The organism is Shewanella profunda, from assembly GCF_023283765.1.
Lineage (GTDB): Bacteria > Pseudomonadota > Gammaproteobacteria > Enterobacterales > Shewanellaceae > Shewanella > Shewanella profunda.
Genome location: NZ_JAKILG010000017.1, coordinates 18,331 through 37,870, shown reverse-complemented (window position 1 = coordinate 37,870; position 19,540 = coordinate 18,331). Strand labels below are relative to the sequence as shown.

General features: G+C 44.4%; 15 protein-coding genes. 11 read left to right on the top strand and 4 right to left on the bottom strand.

Going from position 1 to position 19,540, the window contains the following annotated elements:
- Positions 1-237 precede the first annotated feature (237 nt).
- Together L2744_RS10390 and hpf are read left to right on the top strand one after the other, a co-directional pair.
- Complete coding sequence (locus L2744_RS10390; RefSeq protein ID WP_248991877.1) at positions 238-1,806, top strand: methyl-accepting chemotaxis protein; 1,569 nt, start codon at positions 238-240, stop codon at positions 1,804-1,806.
- A gap of 252 nt (positions 1,807-2,058) precedes the next feature.
- Positions 2,059-2,415, top strand: a complete 357-nt coding sequence (gene hpf, locus L2744_RS10385) for a ribosome hibernation-promoting factor, HPF/YfiA family (protein WP_248991840.1) — start codon at positions 2,059-2,061, stop codon at positions 2,413-2,415.
- Positions 2,416-2,511: 96 nt separating this feature from the next.
- Here the strand turns inward: hpf and L2744_RS10380 are convergent, their stop codons facing one another.
- The gene (locus L2744_RS10380; protein WP_248991839.1) at positions 2,512-3,234 is read right to left on the bottom strand and encodes a YebC/PmpR family DNA-binding transcriptional regulator; all 723 of its coding nucleotides are present in this window, start codon (positions 3,232-3,234) and stop codon (positions 2,512-2,514) included.
- 421 nt (positions 3,235-3,655) lie between these two features.
- On the opposite strand from L2744_RS10380, the gene L2744_RS10375 reads away from it, so the two are divergent.
- Positions 3,656-5,224 (top strand): methyl-accepting chemotaxis protein, encoded by a 1,569-nt coding sequence (locus L2744_RS10375; protein WP_248991838.1) that lies wholly within the window; start codon positions 3,656-3,658, stop codon positions 5,222-5,224.
- A gap of 326 nt (positions 5,225-5,550) precedes the next feature.
- Positions 5,551-5,775, top strand: coding sequence for a TIGR02922 family protein (locus L2744_RS10370; RefSeq protein WP_248991837.1), 225 nt, complete (start codon positions 5,551-5,553; stop codon positions 5,773-5,775).
- 67 nt (positions 5,776-5,842) lie between these two features.
- On the opposite strand, the gene L2744_RS10365 is transcribed toward L2744_RS10370, so the two are convergent.
- Positions 5,843-6,424: a TetR/AcrR family transcriptional regulator gene (locus L2744_RS10365; RefSeq protein ID WP_248991836.1), complete on the bottom strand. Its 582-nt coding sequence runs from the start codon at positions 6,422-6,424 to the stop codon at positions 5,843-5,845.
- Between the two features lie 133 nt (positions 6,425-6,557).
- On the opposite strand from L2744_RS10365, the gene L2744_RS10360 reads away from it, so the two are divergent.
- Positions 6,558-7,625, top strand: a complete 1,068-nt coding sequence (locus L2744_RS10360; RefSeq protein WP_248991835.1) for an alkene reductase — start codon at positions 6,558-6,560, stop codon at positions 7,623-7,625.
- Between the two features lie 90 nt (positions 7,626-7,715).
- Here L2744_RS10360 and L2744_RS10355 read toward each other — a convergent pair whose 3' ends face one another.
- Positions 7,716-10,145, bottom strand: a complete 2,430-nt coding sequence (locus L2744_RS10355; protein WP_248991834.1) for a Lon protease family protein — start codon at positions 10,143-10,145, stop codon at positions 7,716-7,718.
- 422 nt (positions 10,146-10,567) lie between these two features.
- Here L2744_RS10355 and L2744_RS10350 point away from each other — a divergent pair, with 422 nt between their 5' ends.
- The 3 genes from L2744_RS10350 (at position 10,568) to L2744_RS10340 (ending at position 15,203) form a co-directional block, all read left to right on the top strand.
- Positions 10,568-13,270, top strand: coding sequence for an EAL domain-containing protein (locus L2744_RS10350; protein WP_376711945.1), 2,703 nt, complete (start codon positions 10,568-10,570; stop codon positions 13,268-13,270).
- Between the two features lie 115 nt (positions 13,271-13,385).
- Positions 13,386-14,621, top strand: coding sequence for a DEAD/DEAH box helicase (locus L2744_RS10345; RefSeq protein ID WP_248991833.1), 1,236 nt, complete (start codon positions 13,386-13,388; stop codon positions 14,619-14,621).
- A gap of 267 nt (positions 14,622-14,888) precedes the next feature.
- Positions 14,889-15,203 carry a hypothetical protein gene (locus L2744_RS10340; protein ID WP_248991832.1) on the top strand — a complete coding sequence of 105 codons (315 nt, stop codon included), beginning with the start codon at positions 14,889-14,891 and terminating at the stop codon, positions 15,201-15,203.
- A 129-nt stretch (positions 15,204-15,332) separates the two neighbouring features.
- On the opposite strand, the gene L2744_RS10335 is transcribed toward L2744_RS10340, so the two are convergent.
- Positions 15,333-15,836, bottom strand: coding sequence for a hypothetical protein (locus tag L2744_RS10335; RefSeq protein WP_248991831.1), 504 nt, complete (start codon positions 15,834-15,836; stop codon positions 15,333-15,335).
- Positions 15,837-16,019: 183 nt separating this feature from the next.
- Here L2744_RS10335 and L2744_RS10330 point away from each other — a divergent pair, with 183 nt between their 5' ends.
- The 3 genes from L2744_RS10330 to phrB are packed head-to-tail and all read left to right on the top strand — an operon-like array spanning position 16,020 to position 19,515.
- On the top strand, positions 16,020-16,973 hold the full coding sequence (locus tag L2744_RS10330; RefSeq protein ID WP_248991830.1) for a YbgA family protein: 954 nt from the start codon (positions 16,020-16,022) through the stop codon (positions 16,971-16,973).
- 42 nt (positions 16,974-17,015) lie between these two features.
- A complete protein-coding gene (locus L2744_RS10325) occupies positions 17,016-18,047 on the top strand; it encodes a MerR family transcriptional regulator (RefSeq protein ID WP_248991829.1) in 1,032 nt (343 codons plus the stop codon).
- Positions 18,034-19,515: a deoxyribodipyrimidine photo-lyase gene (gene phrB / locus L2744_RS10320; RefSeq protein WP_248991828.1), complete on the top strand. Its 1,482-nt coding sequence runs from the start codon at positions 18,034-18,036 to the stop codon at positions 19,513-19,515. Before L2744_RS10325 ends, phrB begins: the two co-directional genes overlap by 14 nt.
- Positions 19,516-19,540: the final 25 nt, after the last annotated feature.

The following is a 19,540-nucleotide window of genomic DNA, read 5'->3' as shown; positions in this document are numbered from 1 at the left end:
TAGCACTTAGTTAGTGTGGGCTAAGTTATATGTGATATTGATTAAAATAAGCTCAATAGATATTGAGGGGTAAGTCACAAATGTTTGTTTTTATAGGTTGTTGTTAGTTTGATTGCTGCAGCTTGTTTAGCATTTGGTTAACTTTTCTACTGTCATTGTGAGCTCAATCAACGTAGGGAAGCAGTCCTTTTGGCAAAATGCAATACACCTTTTTACCGAGAGTTAACCCTTAACCCTATGCAAACACATTCTATAAAAGGTGAAAAACACCTGTCTGATAATGCGATTTTACTCTCTACCACGGATTTGAAGGGAAACATCAAGTATGTTAACCAGACATTTTCGAAGATCAGTGAGTTTAACGTCGATGAGTTGCAGGGCAGCCCCCATAATATCGTGCGCCACCCCGATATGCCTGCCGCAGCTTTTAAAATGCTGTGGGAACGGATTAAGAGCGGTAAACCTTGGATGGGCATAGTTAAAAATAGGACTAAGGGTGGTGATTACTATTGGGTTAATGCCTATGTCGCCCCGGTGTATGAGAATGGTGAAATTCATGAATACCAATCTGTACGTCGCCAAGCTACCCCTGAGCAGATTAAAGCCGCTGAGAGTATTTACCAGGATATTAATCAAGGAAAAAAACCTAAGGCTTTGAAAAAAGATAAGTTAGGATTTAGTGGTAAAATTCTAGCTGCGATGCTTTTCTCCATTATGGTCACGGCCTACATTGCCAGTTATTCTCCATTGCTTGCGGCTCTTATCGGGGGAATATTTGCTGTCATTGCTTGGTTTTTTCTTATGAAGCCGTTACAAAATCTAGTCTCTATTGCGACAAATATTATTGATGATCCGGTCGCTATGGGGGTGTATACCGGTCGCCAAGATGAAATCGGTAAACTGGATCTGGCTCTGCGCTTTTTAATCACAGAAATTGGGGGGGTGGTCGGGCGAATGGCGGATTCTGCGAGTGAAATTCAACAGCAAAGTGCCAGTCTAACGCAGACGATTACCAATACTTGGGAACATGCGGATAGTCAGAGTGAACAAACCACCCAAGCCGCCACGGCAATGGAGCAAATGAGTGCGAGTTTTGCTGAGGTCACGGGCAATATCCATCGCACAGCCTCCGAAATGGTGTCTAGTCATGAGGCGGCACAGCGTGGTCATTCACGCCTCGAAACTGTTATTGATGCCATTCATCAACTAAGTGTGCAGGTGAGCCATTTCTCCGATGTCGTTGAAACGATTGAAGAGGATAGTCGTGCTATCCATCAAGTATTAGAAGTGATACGCGCGATTGCCGAGCAAACCAATCTATTAGCACTTAATGCTGCGATTGAAGCCGCTCGTGCCGGGGAGAGTGGCCGTGGTTTTGCCGTAGTCGCCGATGAAGTGCGACAACTATCGAGCCGCACGAGTCAGTCAACCTCCCAAATAGAAATGATTGTGGGCCGATTTAGGGACAGTACCCAAAAAGCAACCTTAACCATGATGGCGGGACAAGAACAGGTGAAACGTTCAGTTGCACTGGCTGAGGATGCCAGTGTGGCCTTTGGTGAGCTATTATCATCGATTGCGAAGATCAACACCCTGAGTGATGATAATGCCGCAGCGATGACTCAACAGGCGTCGGTTGCCGCCGAGATCAGTAGAGCAATTCACGTGATCAGTGATTTAGCTCATCAGAGTTTGCAACAAACCCAAGATGCGGCGGCTCGGGGCGATCAAGTCTCGCGGCTATCGACTAAGACCCACCATTTGTCCCAACAGTTTTGGCAACAGAGCGTGCAACGTAAATATTGAGCCAGATTTAATCGTTAATTATTCTTCACCTTGGTGGTTGATTTATAAATGCTACACAGTATATAAATCAACCACTTGCTTTGATTCCTTTGCTTATCCCGTTATATTTCTTTGACGCAACTCACATTTAGAAGAGGCTAATACCTGCGTTAGTCTAAATATTTGCCGATAGGGCTTGTGTTTTATCCTGCATGCCCCAAGCTCTAATAGTGAAACGAAAATAAAAGTAATGAAAATATAAAGGGACAACCTATGAAAATAAATCTTTCTGGTCACCATGTCGATGTTACTGATTCTGTTAAAGAACATGTCAACGAAAAGTTTTCAAAAATCGCCACTCATTTCCCTAGTTTGATCGCGCTCGATATCATTATCGCGAAAGAACATGGCGAGTTTCAGGTTGAAATTCGAACAAATTATGAAGGTAGTCGCATTTCTGCTTCGGGTACTGATGAGGTTATGTACCCAGCGATTAAGGCCGCTGCGAAAAAGCTAGATGCTGCGCTTAAGCACCGCAAAGGTCATCTCAAAGCTGATTTACATGAAACGCCTAACTGCACAACACCAGATATTGCCCATGAAATTATCCAAGAGATGGATTTACGTTAGGTTAAACAGTGACTATATTCCGTCTTTGTGAATAAAGAGCTTGATTACAAAAACGCAGCCAAATGGCTGCGTTTTATTTTCAGGCGAGTGAGGCGGTTATTCTTCAATTTCCGCATTGTGATAGACGTTTTGCACATCGTCACAATCTTCTAATGCAGCGATAAACTTATCGAATACTGCAACATCCTCACCAGTCACTTTCGTCAGGGTTTGAGGTACGAAGGTGATATTTTCGATTTCAAAGTTAATGTCTGGCATCGCCTCGGTGAGCGCAGTTTTCACTTTAAAGAATTCAGTGTGTGGGGCAAATACGCTGATCATGCCATCTTCGACTTCAACGTCGCTTACATCCACATCGGCCGTCATCAGAATTTCTAAAATTGTATCTTCATCATCGCCAGGGAAAACGAATACGGCTGAATGATCAAACATATGGCCAACTGTACCTGGGCCCCCGAGTTTAGCATCGTTTTTTACGAAGGCTTGACGGACTTCAGTAAAGGTTCGTTTTACGTTATCGGTTAGGCAATCCACAATCACCATACAGTTACCAGGGCCAAAACCTTCATAACGGGCGGTATCATAATCTTCGCCGCCACCACCTCTGGCTTTTTCAATTGCACGTTCGATAACGTGTGCCGGAACTTGGTCTTTCTTCGCGCGCTCAATTAAACGGCGTAGTGATAAGTTACCATCTGGCTCTACACCACCCTGTTTAGCGATAACGTAAATTTCTTTACCGTAGCGCGAGTAAAGGCGGGTTTTCTGGCCGGCGGTTTTCGCCATGGATTCTTTACGATTTTGATATGCTCTGCCCATCTTGATCTCGTTAGCTCAAAAAAATTGCGCCGATATTAGCAGTTTTCTTGATGGAAGTGCAGCCGTCTATGTGGGATTTATTGTGCAGAAGGCGATGGAGCACGCATTTTTGGAAGGCTAGATATATGGCTTTTTTTAGGTGTGAGTGCAAGATGGGCTTTTTCATACTAATGTCTAATGCCATAAGGTCGATAGACTGTTGATGATACCCGTTGAGCATATTTGATTTTGCTTAAGAGTGAATAGCTTAAATTGATCAGAGGGATAAACTAACAGTAATCGTCTTCAGCTTTAAAATAGGGTCTATCCCCAGTTTAGCGGTTAGACGCTGCAAAATATGACACTGGATGGCTTGATATTTGGATAAGTCTCTTAGTTTGCCATTTCATCTTTTACCCTGCGTCCTTGTGAGATTATATATATGGAAATACAGCATAAAGTCACCATAGCGCTCAGTTTTATTCTGGTCATGCTGTGCAGCTTATTGCTTGCGGGACTCGATATGCCGAGTTTGGTGCAGGCTATTATTTTAGGTTTCTTGGCCTGCGGCTTAGTCGTGTGGGTTGTGTTTCGTTCATCGGCCGCTCAACAGCAACTGGATGAACTTATTGCCAATAAACTGAAGTTGCAAAATACACCTGCACACGATATCAGTGTGCAAACGAGCAAAATGGCTATTGGTTCTGCAGAGGTTTCACATTTTATTGATTTACTAAATAAATCGATAGAATCTAATGGTGAACATGCCAGTGCTATTGCGGTAGCAGCAGAACAATTAAGCCATACCACGGCCCAGCTTGGGGATAATGCGGCCGGCATTTTAGTTCAGGCTCAGGAGGCTGAGCAATTTAGTGTGCAAGGCCGAACTCAAGCGCAAAAAGGGGTGGAGTCCATTCATTCACTTAGTGCGGATATTGATACGGCAGCAGAACAAGTTCAGGCCTTAAAATCCAAGGCTGAACAAATCCAAAAAATTACTGAAGTCATCAACTCCGTAGCAGAGCAAACCAATTTACTTGCCTTAAATGCAGCCATTGAAGCAGCACGAGCGGGAGAACAGGGACGAGGTTTTGCAGTGGTGGCGGATGAAGTCCGAAGCCTTGCGGGCAAAACGGCAGTTGCAACCCAAGATATAGGTAAAATGTTATTAGAAATTCGCAGTGAGACCGATAAAACCTCTGGTCTAATGGAGCAAGTCGTTTCCCAAACGGCGGATGTTGTTGTTGCTATGGGTGAGCTGGACGAACACTTTACCGAAATATCTTCTTCTGTGACACGTTCAGCCCATGCTTTAGGTGATATGGAAGACTCACTCAAGCAATACAACAATACGACTAACGAGATTAGTCGCTCAGTCTCGCAGATCCGCGACTCTTTGAACTCTACGGGCAAGCAGAGCCACAAAGTCTCGGATCAGGCTTTTACATTGTCTTTAACAACCGAAGGAATTTTTAAAGCTTTATCTAACTGGGATACACAAACCTTTGATCAGCAAGTTTTATTATTGGCAAATGATGCGGCTAAAGCCTGTGGAGACAAGCTTGCCCAAGGCATAGAAAACGGCAGTTTTACCGAGGCCGATTTATTCAATCCCAAATATCAACCCATAACAAATACTAAACCACAGAAATATAGCACGGCTTTTGACCGTTATACCGATCAACATTTCCCTGCGATTCAAGAACCTATTTTAGAGAAACACAGTGAAATTATTTATGCTGGGGCTGTGGATAAAAAAGGTTATTTTCCGACACACAATAAACGCTTTAGCCAAGCGCTTACAGGTCGGGCTGAGATGGATATAGTACATAATCGAACCAAACGGCTTTTTAACGATCCAACGGGGATCCGCTGCGGTACGCACACAGAGCCCGTATTATTACAGACCTATAAACGGGACACGGGTGAAGTGATGCACGATTTATCCGTGCCGATTTATGTGAATGGAAAACACTGGGGTGGATTTAGGGTGGGATTTAAGGCCAAGTGACCTACTGATAAAAAGGCATCCGTTCACTTATTCTAAAAGGAGCGAATAACTGCACTATATCGGCTGTTTTATAAATGTGATCGGTTGCGCGTAATGACTTAACCCTGTAGAAATAGATTGGCATCTTTTTAGTGAAGTGTTTAAATAGCACGATATTCATGGTGCTAAAATTTTCTAACACATTCTCTCTAGTCTGTTATGTGATTTGGTTTTAGCTGATTGATTTTAAATGGTAAAACCTATTTTTTTACTCTTGTAAGAGTTAAAGGATGCTCTTACCACGTTAGCCAATAGCAGCAGATACTGCTTAATGTGAGTTAAAAGTTATGCAAGCAACACAAGCGACTGTGACCATTTTGTATTATGACGCGCCAGTAGGGTTGATTATGCACAATGCGGTACTTAATGGTTTATCTTTGAGTGAGTCTGGTCGTGTGATGATCCCCGCCAGTTTCCGTGTAGGAAAGTCAATTATTGCCGTACTTGAAGGCGAGTGTAAGATTTTGAACTCCCTGGGTGAGCGCGTTTTTGCACAGGCTAATATTGGCTGATAACCTGTTTTCCTAAGACTGGGGTAACTTCAACATTTACTAGATGAAGATGACCTCAATCAACTGATTATCGACACACCTCAATAAAGAGTTGATCGGCGAGTTGTTGTAAGGTTTCGGCTTGTGGATGTGTATGGGCAAAAGTTCTCAGGCCGTATATCCCCATCATCAAATAGTGAGCTCTCTGTTCGCTATTGCGTTCACCTTCAAACTTTTTGTACTGCTGAGCGGCTTCAAATTGCTCAGAGAGGGCACGCTGCCAAGATTGTAGATTTTGGTTAATAATCCCTTGGATCTCATCATCCTGCTCGGCTATTTCATTCAATGCCTTGGTAAGCAAGCACGCTTGACCACTGTCACAGCTTAAACATTCGACAACAATTCCGTCTAAGTAGCTTTTAAGATTAGCGAGTACATTGTTACCGCTCGCAAATAAATGGTTGAATTGCAGATTTCTATCCTGCTGATATTGTTCGATGGCAGCAATGAGTAATCCGCGTTTATTGGTGAAGGCACAGTAAATAGAGCCCGGATGCAATCCCGTAGCTTGGGTGAGATCCTGCATACTGGTTTTGGTGTAACCTTTGTGCATAAAGGCAGCCATCGCACCGCGAAGAACTTGTTCTCTGTCGAACTCGGCATTACGCATCGAATTTATTTCACTACTCTAGAAATACTTAGCAAGGATTCTACCTAAATTTGAACAAACATTCAAAAATGAACTTGAATGTTCATTCAAATAATAATATCTTGAACGTACATTCAAGAATGAGACCGAGATAATGAGCATACACACTTCACCCAATCCATTGGCAAACCTGTTTGAAACCTACAAGCTTAATGACACTATTACCTTAAATAATCGCATTTTAATGGCGCCGTTAACCCGTTGTATGGCGGATGCTGATCTTGTACCTACCGCTGAAATGATCGCCTATTATGCACGTCGCGCCGATGCGGGATTGATTATCACCGAGGCGACGATTATCCGCCCCGATGGTCAAGGCTATCCCAATACCCCAGGTATTTATACTCAGGCGCAAATTGCCGGATGGCGTAAAGTGACCGATGCGGTACATGCCGAGGGCGGTAAAATTTTTGTGCAGTTATGGCACACTGGTCGAGTAGCGCATCCGCACTTTTTTGGTGGTGGAGATGTACTTGCCCCTTCTGCGCAGAAGATTGAAGGCTCTGTACCAAGAATGCGTGAGCTAACCTATGTCACACCAAAACCAGCGACACTTGAAGATATTCAAGGATTAGTACGCGATTACGCAAAAGCCGCTGAAAATGCTATTGAAGCCGGATTTGATGGTGTTGAAATACATGGTGCGAATGGGTATCTGATTGACGCTTTCTTACACCACGACAGCAACCGTCGTACCGATGAATATGGTGGCACACCTGAAAAAATGTCGCGTTTTGCGCTTGAAGTCGTAGACGCGATCATTGCACGCATTGGTAAGAACAGAACGGGGTTACGCCTTTCTCCGGGAGCCTATTTCAATATGGCGACCGATAGCCGCGATCGCGCCGTCTTCGACTACTTACTGCCAGAATTAGAAACTCGTGATATCGCTTTTGTGCATATTGGGATCTTTGATGACAGTATGGAATTTGACTATTTAGGTGGTCGAGCTTCTAGTTATGTGCGAGCACACTATGGCAAAACTTTAGTAGGAGTAGGGAGTTATAGTGCCGAAACTGCAAGCGAAGCCATTGCGGCAGACAAGTTTGATTTGATTGCTATTGGTCGTCCATTTATTGCAAACCCTGACTATATCGCTCGTGTTCGTGATGGGCTTGAACTTGTCCCTTACAGCGATGAAATGCTGGCAACATTAGTATAAATTTTGTCCGTGAGAGTATTTAAAGACAAAGGGTTAGCCATTGGCTAACCCTTTTTGATCACTTCATTCTCGGCTTAAAAATCTTAGACTTTAATCGGCTTTACTCAGCATTCTTAGGGTGGTGAGTTTTTGTTGTGCTATGCCAAAAATGCTCTCAGGTGAGTATTGCTCTTGGTTTGGTGATTGCTCTTGCGACAAGCCGCCTGCGTTTTTGCCGAGTAACAGCGCCATAGCTTGAGTGACGTGGGTAATGGCCCAAATATGGAATTCACCCTGTTCAACCGCATCGACAATATCTTTACGCAGCATAAGGTTGGCGATATTCGATGCGGGAATAATCACGCCTTGGCTCGATGAGCGGCCTTTAATTTTGCAAACATCGAAAAAACCTTCAATTTTTTCATTAACGCCACCAATGGGTTGTGCTTCACCAAACTGGTTCATCGAACCTGTGATCGCAATATCTTGCCTAATAGGTTGTTCACTGATGGCGGAGATAATGGCACAGCATTCGGCCATTGAGGCGCTGTCACCATCGACGCCACTGTAGGATTGCTCGAAGGTGAGGTAAGTCGTGAGTGGGATTTGCGCTGTTTTCCCCAAAACTGAGGCTAAATAAGCGGTTAAGATGAGCACGCCTTTAGAATGGATCCGTCCACCGAGTTTTACTCTATGCTCAATATCGAGTACTTCACCTTTACCAAAGGCAGTTGTCGCAGTGATGCGGTTAGGCATGCCAAATTGATGGTCAGAGGTGGAAATAACGGATAGCGCATTGATCTGACCAACAACTTTATCGTGGGTGTTAATTAATGTCGTACCGTTAATAAAGCTTTGCATTATGTTGTCGTGAAGGCGTGAAACCCTTTGTTCTTGGTTGCGCAGTGCTTGTTCTACATCATGGACACTAATTTGCTCACTACCTGCGGATTTCGCGCAGTAGTTGGATTCGCGTAGTAGGTTGGCAACGTTGGCAGAGTGGAGCGAGAGTTTTTGTTGATCCTCCGCTTCACGGGAGCTGTACTCGATGATCCGTGCGATGGCGCTCCGGTCACAGTGCAGCATATTATTGTCGTGCACTATGCTAGAAATAAAGCGGGCATAATGGGCCTCAGAGGCATCGGTTCTGTCCATGACATCTTCAAAATCGGCGGTAACTCTAAATAATTCACTAAAGTCAGGGTCATAGTGTTGCAGTAGTTGGTAGGTTTCATGGTCACCAAATAGGATGATTTTAACATCTAAGGGGATAGGTTCCGGTGCCAGAGAAATAGTGCCAGAGAGTGAAACTTCACGCTCTAGCGAGCTTAAATCGAGTTTGCGTGAACGTAGGGCGCGTTTAAGACCATCCCACACGTAGGGGCGTTCTAATACTTTCACTGCGTCCATCAATAGCACGCCACCGTTGGCCTTATGCAAGCTGCCGGAGCGGATCAGTGAAAAATCGGTAAACACTGTGCCCCTGAAGGTCGCATTTTCGACATAACCAAATAGGCTGTGATAACTCGGACTTTCTTCGACCACGATAGGAAATTTGTGTGCACCTTGGCAGACCAGTACGTTGACTTGGTAGCGGCGGGGCATTTTCTTTTCGAGTGAGGCATAGGCGAGGGCCAGTTGTTCTTCACTTTCCTCTAAAAAGATATCCAGATTATCTAAAATATCCGCCTGCATACCGGTTAAAAATGCACGGACTTCAGGCTGATGTTTATATTTATCCTTAAGTGGTTTAAAAAAGTAGATCAGCACATCCTTTGCCACTTGTTCATCATGTTCTTGCTGAGTGTCACTAAATTCTTCTTCCCACTCAGTATTTTGGCGGATTATGTTACGTAATTTGACTTCGAGCCCGTTGATGTTGCTTTCAAATTGGCTGCGTTCTGTTTCAGTTAATGCCGTAAAGGAGATCTCATCATGGGGTTCTTCGCCATTTAGGGCGATCATTTGATAGTCACCCTGTAGGGTTAAACTTAGGCTAATTCCCTTTTGTTTCGCTTCTTCGCTTAATTCGGTGAGCGCTGCTTCTTGCTTTTGTGCCAGTTGGCTTTTTAGTTTTTCTGCGCGCGCATAATACATTTCATTATCAAAGGCTAAGGGAAGAGCTTTTACTAACTTGAGCATCAATTTTTCGATAGCTTTTTTGAACTCTAGCCCTGTACCCGCGCCGAGTCTTAGGACCTTAGGGCTGCGGGTATCATCAAAATTTACCACATAGCACCAATCATATAGGCTGTGATCACTTGGCTCATGGCGATTGAGGTAACGCAGCATCATAGTGCGCTTACCTAAGCCGTTCTGACCTATGGCATAGATATTGTAGCCCTTTTCCTTAATACCCATGGCGAACTCAACCGCTTGTTGAGCCCGTTCTTGGCCAACAATATCATCCAGTGGCGTCAGTTCTGCGGTTGATTGGCAGTCAGTACTTAACTCTTTAAGCTCACATTTACGGTACAGTTGTTTACTGGTTAATTGAATCGCTTGGCTTGGCTTGATATGAGATGAGTGATCAGTGGGCATAAATATCCTTGATTTTTCAGCCTTAATATTTTCATTGTAGACAATAAGATAGCATTTTTGTCAATCAAAACTCTGATATTACCGATTAATACCCTTAAGCGAGATGCTCGGTATAGCAATTTTGCTCTACACGGCTATAAGCCATCATAGGCTAAGTGTAACTAATTGTATCTAAATAAATTTATCGAGATACTGTGATTAAAATCCTATGGTGAAGTAGCTGTCTTAGTGCTCATCCCTTAAAAATGTATTAAAATGCTAAAGTCGCTTGCCTAGTGGTTATCCATTAAGAGCGCATTGCATACATTGGAAATCTGATGGTTAGACATCTACCACCTAAATAGGTGTATATGACGGGATTGAGTGAACGGCTAACTGCCTGTTCATAAGTCGATTGAATAGTTTAAGTATTAGTTGGCAAGATGATGATAGATGTTCCTATTCCGCAGCAATTACAGGATAGCTGGCTGAGCGACTTAACATTGGTTGCCGATATCTCAGCCTGTAAAGCTACTTTATTGGCATGGAATGCGATGGGTGAACTTGGTCTTATGCTGAGTACAACCTCTGCGGCTGCAAATGAAATACAGGCGATAATCACGCAGCTAAATACGAATAATGCAGCTAAAGTGCATCCCTTCGCCACTGGTTATAGAGTCATCCCGCAACCAACGCTCTCATCAATTACGCATGCTGCCAAAGAGCGTCCGATAGCCTCCTCTGCGCCGGAGCCGTTCCTGCAGCCCCATGATATCGATTCCGCATCATCCACATTTAACGACCATCAATTAGTCACTTCGTTATCTCAACCGCAATTAATGGATCCTGTGCAGGGATCGCCATTAATTACCGATACGCAACAACATCCAGATTGGTCTACTTGTGCCTGTGTGGGCAGTCTAATCTGTCTTCCCTTAGCTTGGCCATCGGGCGCCAGTTTTGGTGTCTTGTGTTTCTATCACGCTAAACCCCAAGGATTAAAGCCACAGGCACTGCAACTGGCAAAGCTTGTCAGCGATAGTATTCAACGGCAGTTAGCTGAAATATTGAGCCAATATAGGGCTGCGGAGGCACAAAGCCGCGGCCTATCTAGTGATCCCGAACTAGTCGATTTACAAACGTTTATCGATAGTTTTGAAGAGCACATTTGGATGAAAAATCCCGAGGGCGTTTACACTATTTGTAATCGTAGTATCGAGAAAGCGTGGAAAATGTCGCGAAGTCAGATTGTCGGTAAGACAGATGCGGATCTTTTTGGCGAAGATATTGCCGATATTTTCTTAGAGGGCGACAAACTCGCTATCGATTCTGGGGCACCTATTATTGTCGACGAGTGCTCCGAGTGTGCCGAAACGGAAACCCACAGTTGGTTAGAAACCTTAAAGATCCCTGTCTTGAAAGCCGAAGGCCAGTTGGCAGGAGTGATAGGGATGACACGTAATATCTCAAAACACAAAGCGGTCGAGGAGCAACTGACACTGGCCACCAATGTGTTTAAAAACTCCGTTGAAGGCGTGGTAGTGACCGATAAACACGGCAATATCACAGATGTTAATGGCGCATTTTATGAAATCACAGGTTATACCCGTGAGGAATTACTTGGCCAGAATCCGCGAATTTTTAGCTCAGGTCGTCATGATAAATATTTTTTTGATAAGTTGTGGGACGACTTGTTGGCGAGCGGTAAATGGAATGGTGAAATTTGGAATCGACGTAAAAATGGCACCATTTTCCCGCAAAATATCACCATAAGTACCATCTACGATGAAATGGGCAATGTCCGTTATTTTATGGGGGTATTTGCCGATATTTCCGCACAAAAACAGAGTGAAGCTCAACTCGCGCATTTAGCGTATTTTGACCCTCTGACCCATTTGCCAAACCGCTTAAAATTGATGATGCAGCTTAATCAAGAGATATGCCAAGCTAAGCGACTGAATTTTCAGCTCGCGACTGTCATCATAGATGTGGATTTATTCAAGCATATCAATGACAGTTTTGGTCATAGCATAGGTGATGAAATATTGGTGGAGTTAGCCAAACGGCTGCGAAGCCAAGTCGGTGATCATGATGTGTTAGCGCGCATTGGTGGTGATGAATTTGTGGCGCTGATCTCGGGGATCACCACGAGCGAAGAAGCCAGCGTAGCGATCAATCATTTACGCCAAGCGTTTGAGCAGCCTTTCGTAGTGAGCACGGGCGATCACTTACGTTTAACGGCGAGCATGGGCGTATCTTTATATCCGGGTGATGGTGTCGATGAAGATACCTTGCTCAGAAACGCCGATGCGGCCATGTATCGGGCTAAAAATGATGGCCGCAATAATTACGCTTTCTATACCGAGTCTTTAACCCAGCAGTCATTTGAACACCTTAAGTTGCAAAGTGCGCTATATGGTGCGATAGAGCAAGATGCTTTGTACTTGATGTATCAGCCGAAATTAGATTTAGTTACCCGTAAAACCGTGGGATTTGAAGCGCTACTACGTTGGAATGATCCGCAACTGGGTCAGATCTCTCCGGCGGTATTTATTCCAGTGGCAGAAAAAATTGGTCTGATCCACGACATAGGTTTGTGGGTATTAGCTACGGCTTGTCGCCAAGGCGTGAGCTGGCTTGCGGAAGGTAAACACTTTGGTCGAATTGCGGTGAACGTGGCGGGACCACAGTTGCAGCGCAGTTCGTTTGTGGATGATGTCAAACGCGTCTTAGCCGAAACGGGTTTGCCAGCCAAACATTTAGAGCTCGAAGTGACTGAGAGTGTGATGATGCAAAATCCCGATATGGCCATCCGTGATCTTAAATTACTCGGTGATCTGGGGATTGAATTATCGGTTGATGACTTTGGAACTGGCTATTCATCGCTCAATTATTTGAAAAAGTTACCCATCCATAAACTCAAAATTGATCAATCCTTGGTGCGAGATATTCCCTTCGATACCAATAATACCGCTATCGCCAAGGCGGTCATCGCACTGGGTCACGCATTGAAACTGGAGATCATTGCCGAAGGGGTTGAAACCCAAGCACAAGCGGATTTTTTACAACAAAACCAATGCGATCAAGCTCAAGGTTACCTCTTTAGCCGACCACAATTAGCCAAAGATTTAACCGCCTTTTTATAATGGCGTTTAGACGACAAAACAAAGAATGTTCAGCGAGTTAAGGATCCCTGTGATGCTAGCTGCTTTGTTTTGTGTCTGCTAAAATTCGGCCCAATATTTTCCGTGGTGATCTGTAATGTCTTTTGATGCCTTAGCCTTAAATGCCAACCTAGTAAATACCTTAGCGAGCCTTGGCTACGAGTCACCGACAGCGATTCAGCTGGAAGCTATTCCTGCCATTTTAGCGAAACATGATGTGATGGCAGGTGCTCAAACGGGTACGGGCAAAACCGCCGCATTCGCCTTACCCATTTTGCATCATCTTTTAGCCGCTTCAGCCGAAGAAAGTAAATCTGTCGTAAAAGCGGTTCGCGCGCTGGTGTTAGTCCCCACACGGGAGCTGGCGGTGCAAGTGCAACAAAGTTTTGTCAAATACGCTAAAGGCACGGACATTCGTGTCGGCATCGCCTACGGTGGCGTGAGTATAGAGGCGCAAGTCGATGTGTTTAATGCTGGGATAGATGTATTAATCGCAACACCGGGTCGCTTACTCGATCATTTACGTCAAGGCGTTTTAAGCTTAAAACAATTGGATTTTCTGGTATTCGATGAAGCCGATCGCATGCTCGACATGGGCTTTATGGATGAAATCCAAGCCCTGCTCAAGCAAGTGCCGAGTGATAGGCAAACCCTGTTATTTTCTGCCACCTTGGATGCTGCCATTTTTAGCTTAAGTAAAACCTTATTGCGCGATCCAAAGCTGATTGAAGTCGCCAAGCGCAATACCGCCGCGGCGCAGGTCGAGCAAGTGGTATATGCCGTCGATGCCGACCGTAAGACGGCACTGGTCAGTCATTTGGTGCGCAGTAAAAATTGGCATCAAGTGCTGATCTTTAGTCGCACTAAACAAGGGGTCGATAAACTCGTACAGCAACTGGAACAGGCAAATATCAGCACTCAGGCCTTCCATGGTGACTTGTCCCAAGGTGCGCGCGAGAAAGTACTGCAAGAATTTAAACAGGGCAATATTCAAGTGCTGGTGGCGACCGATGTTGCCGCCCGTGGACTCGATATTGTCGAATTAAAGTATGTGATTAATTTTGAGTTGCCTTTTGTTGCAGAGGATTATATTCACCGTATAGGCCGCACGGGGCGAGCGGGCAGTGCAGGCCTTGCTATTACTTTGTTTAGCCAAGAAGATGCACTATTACTAGAGGAAGTCGAGGTTGTGCTGGATAAACGATTGCCGCAGCAATGGTATCCCGGTTTTGAGCCAGATTTTAATAAGATGGAACCCGAACCAAGGCGTAACGGTAAAGCTGCACAAAAACAGCGGGCGAAAAAACGCGTCCTTGGCAGTAAAAAGCGTTAACTGGCCTGACTTCAGTTGTCATCCCAGTGGCATTAGTCGGATTGGCCTCATCCTACTGGGTTGCAACAGCAGATTTTCCTATAGGCATTTTCGAAGAAAGGGAAGATGAAGAGGTATATGAGTTGTTAATCAGATCCAGTATTGGTGAATCAACAGCTGCTAAAGTTGGGGGACTATGACACAGCTAACAATGCCATCTTGCGGAGCACAAAAAGCGCCATCGCACTCTGTCCGCAAATTGCGGCGTCTATACGGATATGGCCATCTATGAGTCTCGACTTTGTTTCATTTATACCTGTATCACAGGTTTCCGTTTATGCGCAGATACCGACTTTGCGCGAATATTTATTAAATATTGGCGGTTTCCCCTCTCAGGGATCTGAGATAGCCGTTAACTACTCATGTGAGCAAGAGCTTGCAACCATTATTTCAACGCTCCAAAAACTAGACATTCCATTTTCAGATCAATTAGCAGGCTGGCCACCAGCGACTGTATTCGATGATCTTAAAGATAAAGGCATGGTTTCAGGAAATATCAAGCGCATCTCATGGTTAAATCCAAAGAAATACCTGATCTCTTGAGTTCGCCTTATAACTCGTAAACAACAGGATAAAGCGCTGTGGTGGAAGTGCTCGCCCATATTTGCAAGCCAAGGTTGAGCACTTAAGAGGAAATATTATTGATGAATAGTGCGACCTACTGATATCAATCTAACTGTAGTGAACCTCTGGCTCTATATGGCGTTGGCGTTCTTCATTTTGCTCTGTAGTTTCTTTAATCAGCTCTACTTTTTGTGCTTGAAGTAGCTCTATTTGTTTAGATTTTTCTTCCTCAGTTAGATTCTCATCGGCGGCAATTTTAGCCATTTCCTCTTCTAATCTCTTCAGTTTTTCCCTATCGAGGCCTGTGCGTTTATCTAGAATGGCTTGCATAGCTTCATCTAACCGACTCGTACTTTCCTCCGGTTCAGTGGTTCCCGCTATGGTTTGCACATTGCCGGTATAACTTTGTTTGGCATTGGCGGCTAGATGGCTGTAGGTATCTGCTGTTTGCGAAGTCGGTTGTGTAGAGGACAAGGTCACTTTGTCTTGATTTGATGATGCCGTCGCAGAAGGGGCACTTACTGGTGTTAGCGTATTCTTAAGCTGATTCTGGCTTGACTTAAGCTGAGTGAGTGCAACAGAGGTGAAGACATTAGGGCTAATTGCGGTCATTTGCTTGGTTCCTTTTAGTGCCGTGACGAACAAGTGTAATTTGTGAGCAATATCAGGGCCAAGCTGGCTTAACTTTCGTCTGATTTTGAATTTCAATGTTACTTATAAATATTTATACAAAAACTTGATCCTTGTACAAGTTTGGTCCGTAATGTAAGGGAGAGTTATACAAGGAGCCGGATTATGTACAAGTTTAACCCGCAACGAATTCAGATTGGGATCAGTGCTTGTTTATTGGGAGAAAAAGTCCGCTTTGATGGCGGACATAAAAATTCTTCCTATTGTAATCAAGAGATTGGTCAATTTTTTGATTATGTTCCGATTTGTCCTGAAATGGCGATAGGCCTAGGGGCGCCCCGTAAGAGCATACGTTTAGTTCGTGATGGTGAAACCATACTGGTTCAAAGCGGTGATGGCAGCTTAGATGTAACCGACAGACTGAATGATTACAGTGAAGGCAAAGTGAGAGAGTTAGATTTCCTGGGAGGATACTTGCTCTGCGCTAAATCGCCTACCTGTGGCATGGAGCGAGTAACTGAGTACAAAATTGGAACTAATAACGGTACAAAATCGGGTATCGGTGTGTTTGCTCGCAAGTTAATGGAATGTTATCCCTTACTGCCTGTCGAGGAAGAGGGGCGCTTACACGATATGGTATTGCGGGAAAACTTTTTTACCCGCGTTTATGCCTATCACGATTGGCATCAAATGAAACATGAAGGATTGACTAAGCATAAATTAGTTAAGTTTCACTCCCGCTATAAATATCTGTTGATGGCCCACAGCCCTAAATGGTATCGCGAGCTGGGACCTATTGTTGCCAATATTGATGATCTTGAAACCAGTGCGACTCGCTATTTTGAAGGCTTTATGACGGCGCTTAAAATTAATGCGACCCGTAAGAATCACACCAGCACGCTGCAGCATATTCAGGGCTATTTTAAAAAGCACCTTAATACCAATCAAAAGACTGAATTGTCTGAAACCATTATGAAATATCGCCAAGGCTTGTTGCCGCTGTTAGTGCCTATCACGCTAATTAACCATTATCTGCGGGAGTTTCCTACCCCCTATATTGAAGACCAAGTGTATTTAAATCCTCATCCAGAGGCATTAAAGCTGCGTTACGCCTATTAATTTATGGTCGCAAGTGATTGTTTAACCAGATAAGTGATTTAGATGAAAGAGAAACAACCGTCCATGCCTGATGCAGAACACCAAGATGAAGTCTTACTCCCAATAGGAGAAGTATCTGCGATTACAGGGGTGAATGCTGTGACATTAAGGGCATGGCAGCGCCGCTTTGGCTTAGTGATCCCGGCGCGTACACCTAAGGGACATAGGCTATATACACCAGATAATATTCAAGAAATCCATGAGATTAATACCTGGTTAGCTAAAGGTGTGGCTATTAGTAAAGTGAAACCTTTGCTATTGAGTGCGGCTAAATCTTTGCCTTTGGAATCCACACAAACAGAGATAACTGATATTTGGGCCGAGCAAATCGCAGCCTTAACAGCGGCGTTATTGGTATTTAATCAGCACAAGTTACACCAAATATTGGATGAGGCTATCGGCTTATATCCATTTCAATTAGTTAAAAATAAGCTTTTGCAACCATGGCTTAATCATATCGATAGCTTACTTGTCGAGCGGCTTGATGCTGAATTAATCACGGCTTGGCTAAAGAGTGAATTACTTAGCCGGATTGGTGGGCGTTTTGCGCTTGTGGGTCAGGTGCACTCAGCAAGGGTTACAGTGGTGGAACTTTATCGCGTTATGCAAGTGTCTGTTAACTCCACTCGTACTAACACACTATTTTCACTCATTCTTTTACTTGAGTTAGCGGCGCTTCGTGTATCGGTTATTGACCTTGGCGAGCAGGCTATCGGGAGTTTACCGCTATTAAGTGACAGGCTTAAAGTCGATGCGCTACTGCTGATCCCTGACGCCAGCCATTCCGGTTCCGAGCAGACTGAAATACTCACTACGTTAGAGCAAATGGCTTTTCCATGCTTTGTCATTGGCCCCTTTGCGCCAACATATGCCTCGTTATCTGCATTTTATATGTCAACTGTGAGTGACCTCATTAGCTCAGTGTCACCTAAGTCGCAGACCGTTACACGACCTCAAGCAGCCAATGTACAGCAGACCATTAAAGCGGACGCTAATGTTAAAAATATGACCGGAGATAACAGTGATATCAATTAAAGAACAAGCTGTTAAGCCAAGCATAGGCGATGCACTTATATGGTTTCGCCAAGATTTACGACTGGCCGATAATCAAGCGTTAACGGCTGCCTGCGATTGGGCTCGGGAGCATGGTACTGCGCTTAGGGCTATGTATATTGCAACCCCCAGCCAGTGGGCATGCCATGATGTAGCGCCTATTCAATTAGATTTTATCGAACGTCATATCAATCTGCTTGTTAAAGGTCTTGGTTGTTTAGGCATTCAATTTGAGTTAATTCAACTAGATAGTTTTGCTGATGTACCAGAGTTTATGCTTGATTATTGTCAGCAGCACAGTATTTCTAGAGTGTTTGCAGGCTCTGAGCCCGAGATAAACGAACGACTTCGCGACCAAGCATGTATTCATGCGGGTGTGCCACTGCTGTTAACTGATGAGCACTGTTTGCTCGCGTCAGGAACAGTGTTGAATTTATCCGGTGAAATGTATCGAGTTTTTACCCCTTTTAGCCGAAAGTGGCGAGAAATTGCCGCCCGCAGTGCCATTTTGCCGCTAGGTGTACCCGCACCACTGGGTCCCGTTTTACCTGAGCCTAAAGCATTAAATTTGGCCGTGGATAAAGTATCGAGCGAACAATGGGGCGCAGGAGAAGGGCAAGCCAAGCGTTTGCTGTGCGATTTTATTCAGCAAAAAGCGCAAGATTATAAGCAGGATAGGGATTTTCCAGCCCTAGATGGGACGAGTAGTCTTTCCCCTTATTTGGCGATTGGTGTGCTCAGTGCACGCCAGTGTGTGGCCGCATTATTACAGCGTTTTCCTGAGGTGATTGTTGATGATACAAGCCTTGGCCGAACTTGGCTTAATGAACTTATCTGGCGTGAGTTTTACCGCCATTTATTAGTCGCATTTCCTGATCTATCTAAAAATCATAATTTTAATCGTCAGGCCGACCAAGTTCAGTGGCGTAATAATATCGAAGAATTTAAGGCTTGGTGCGAGGGTCGTACTGGTTATCCGATTGTGGATGCGGCAATGCGGCAACTCAATCAAACGGGTTGGATGCATAATCGACTGCGTATGGTGGTCGCGAGTTTCTTAACCAAACATTTGTTAATTGACTGGCGTTGGGGCGAGCGCTATTTCCGCCAAAAGCTCATCGATGGTGACTTAGCTGCCAATAATGGCGGTTGGCAATGGTCGGCAGGGTGTGGTTGTGATGCCCAGCCTTATTTCCGTATTTTTAATCCGATGAGCCAGAGTGAAAAGTTTGATCCAGATGGCAGCTTTATTCGTAAGTACCTACCAGAGCTAGCATCTTGGGGAATAAAGCAACTGCATCAACCCAATACCGCTAAGACTTCTTTATTGTTTAATCAGCCATTATTTGCCGAACAAACGAGCTATCCAAGCGCCATTGTGGAACACAATGCTGCAAGGGTTAGAGCATTAAGTGTGTTGGGTGTATTGAAAAAGGCCTCGGCCTTATAGATTTGGGATCTGGAGTAATACAGTG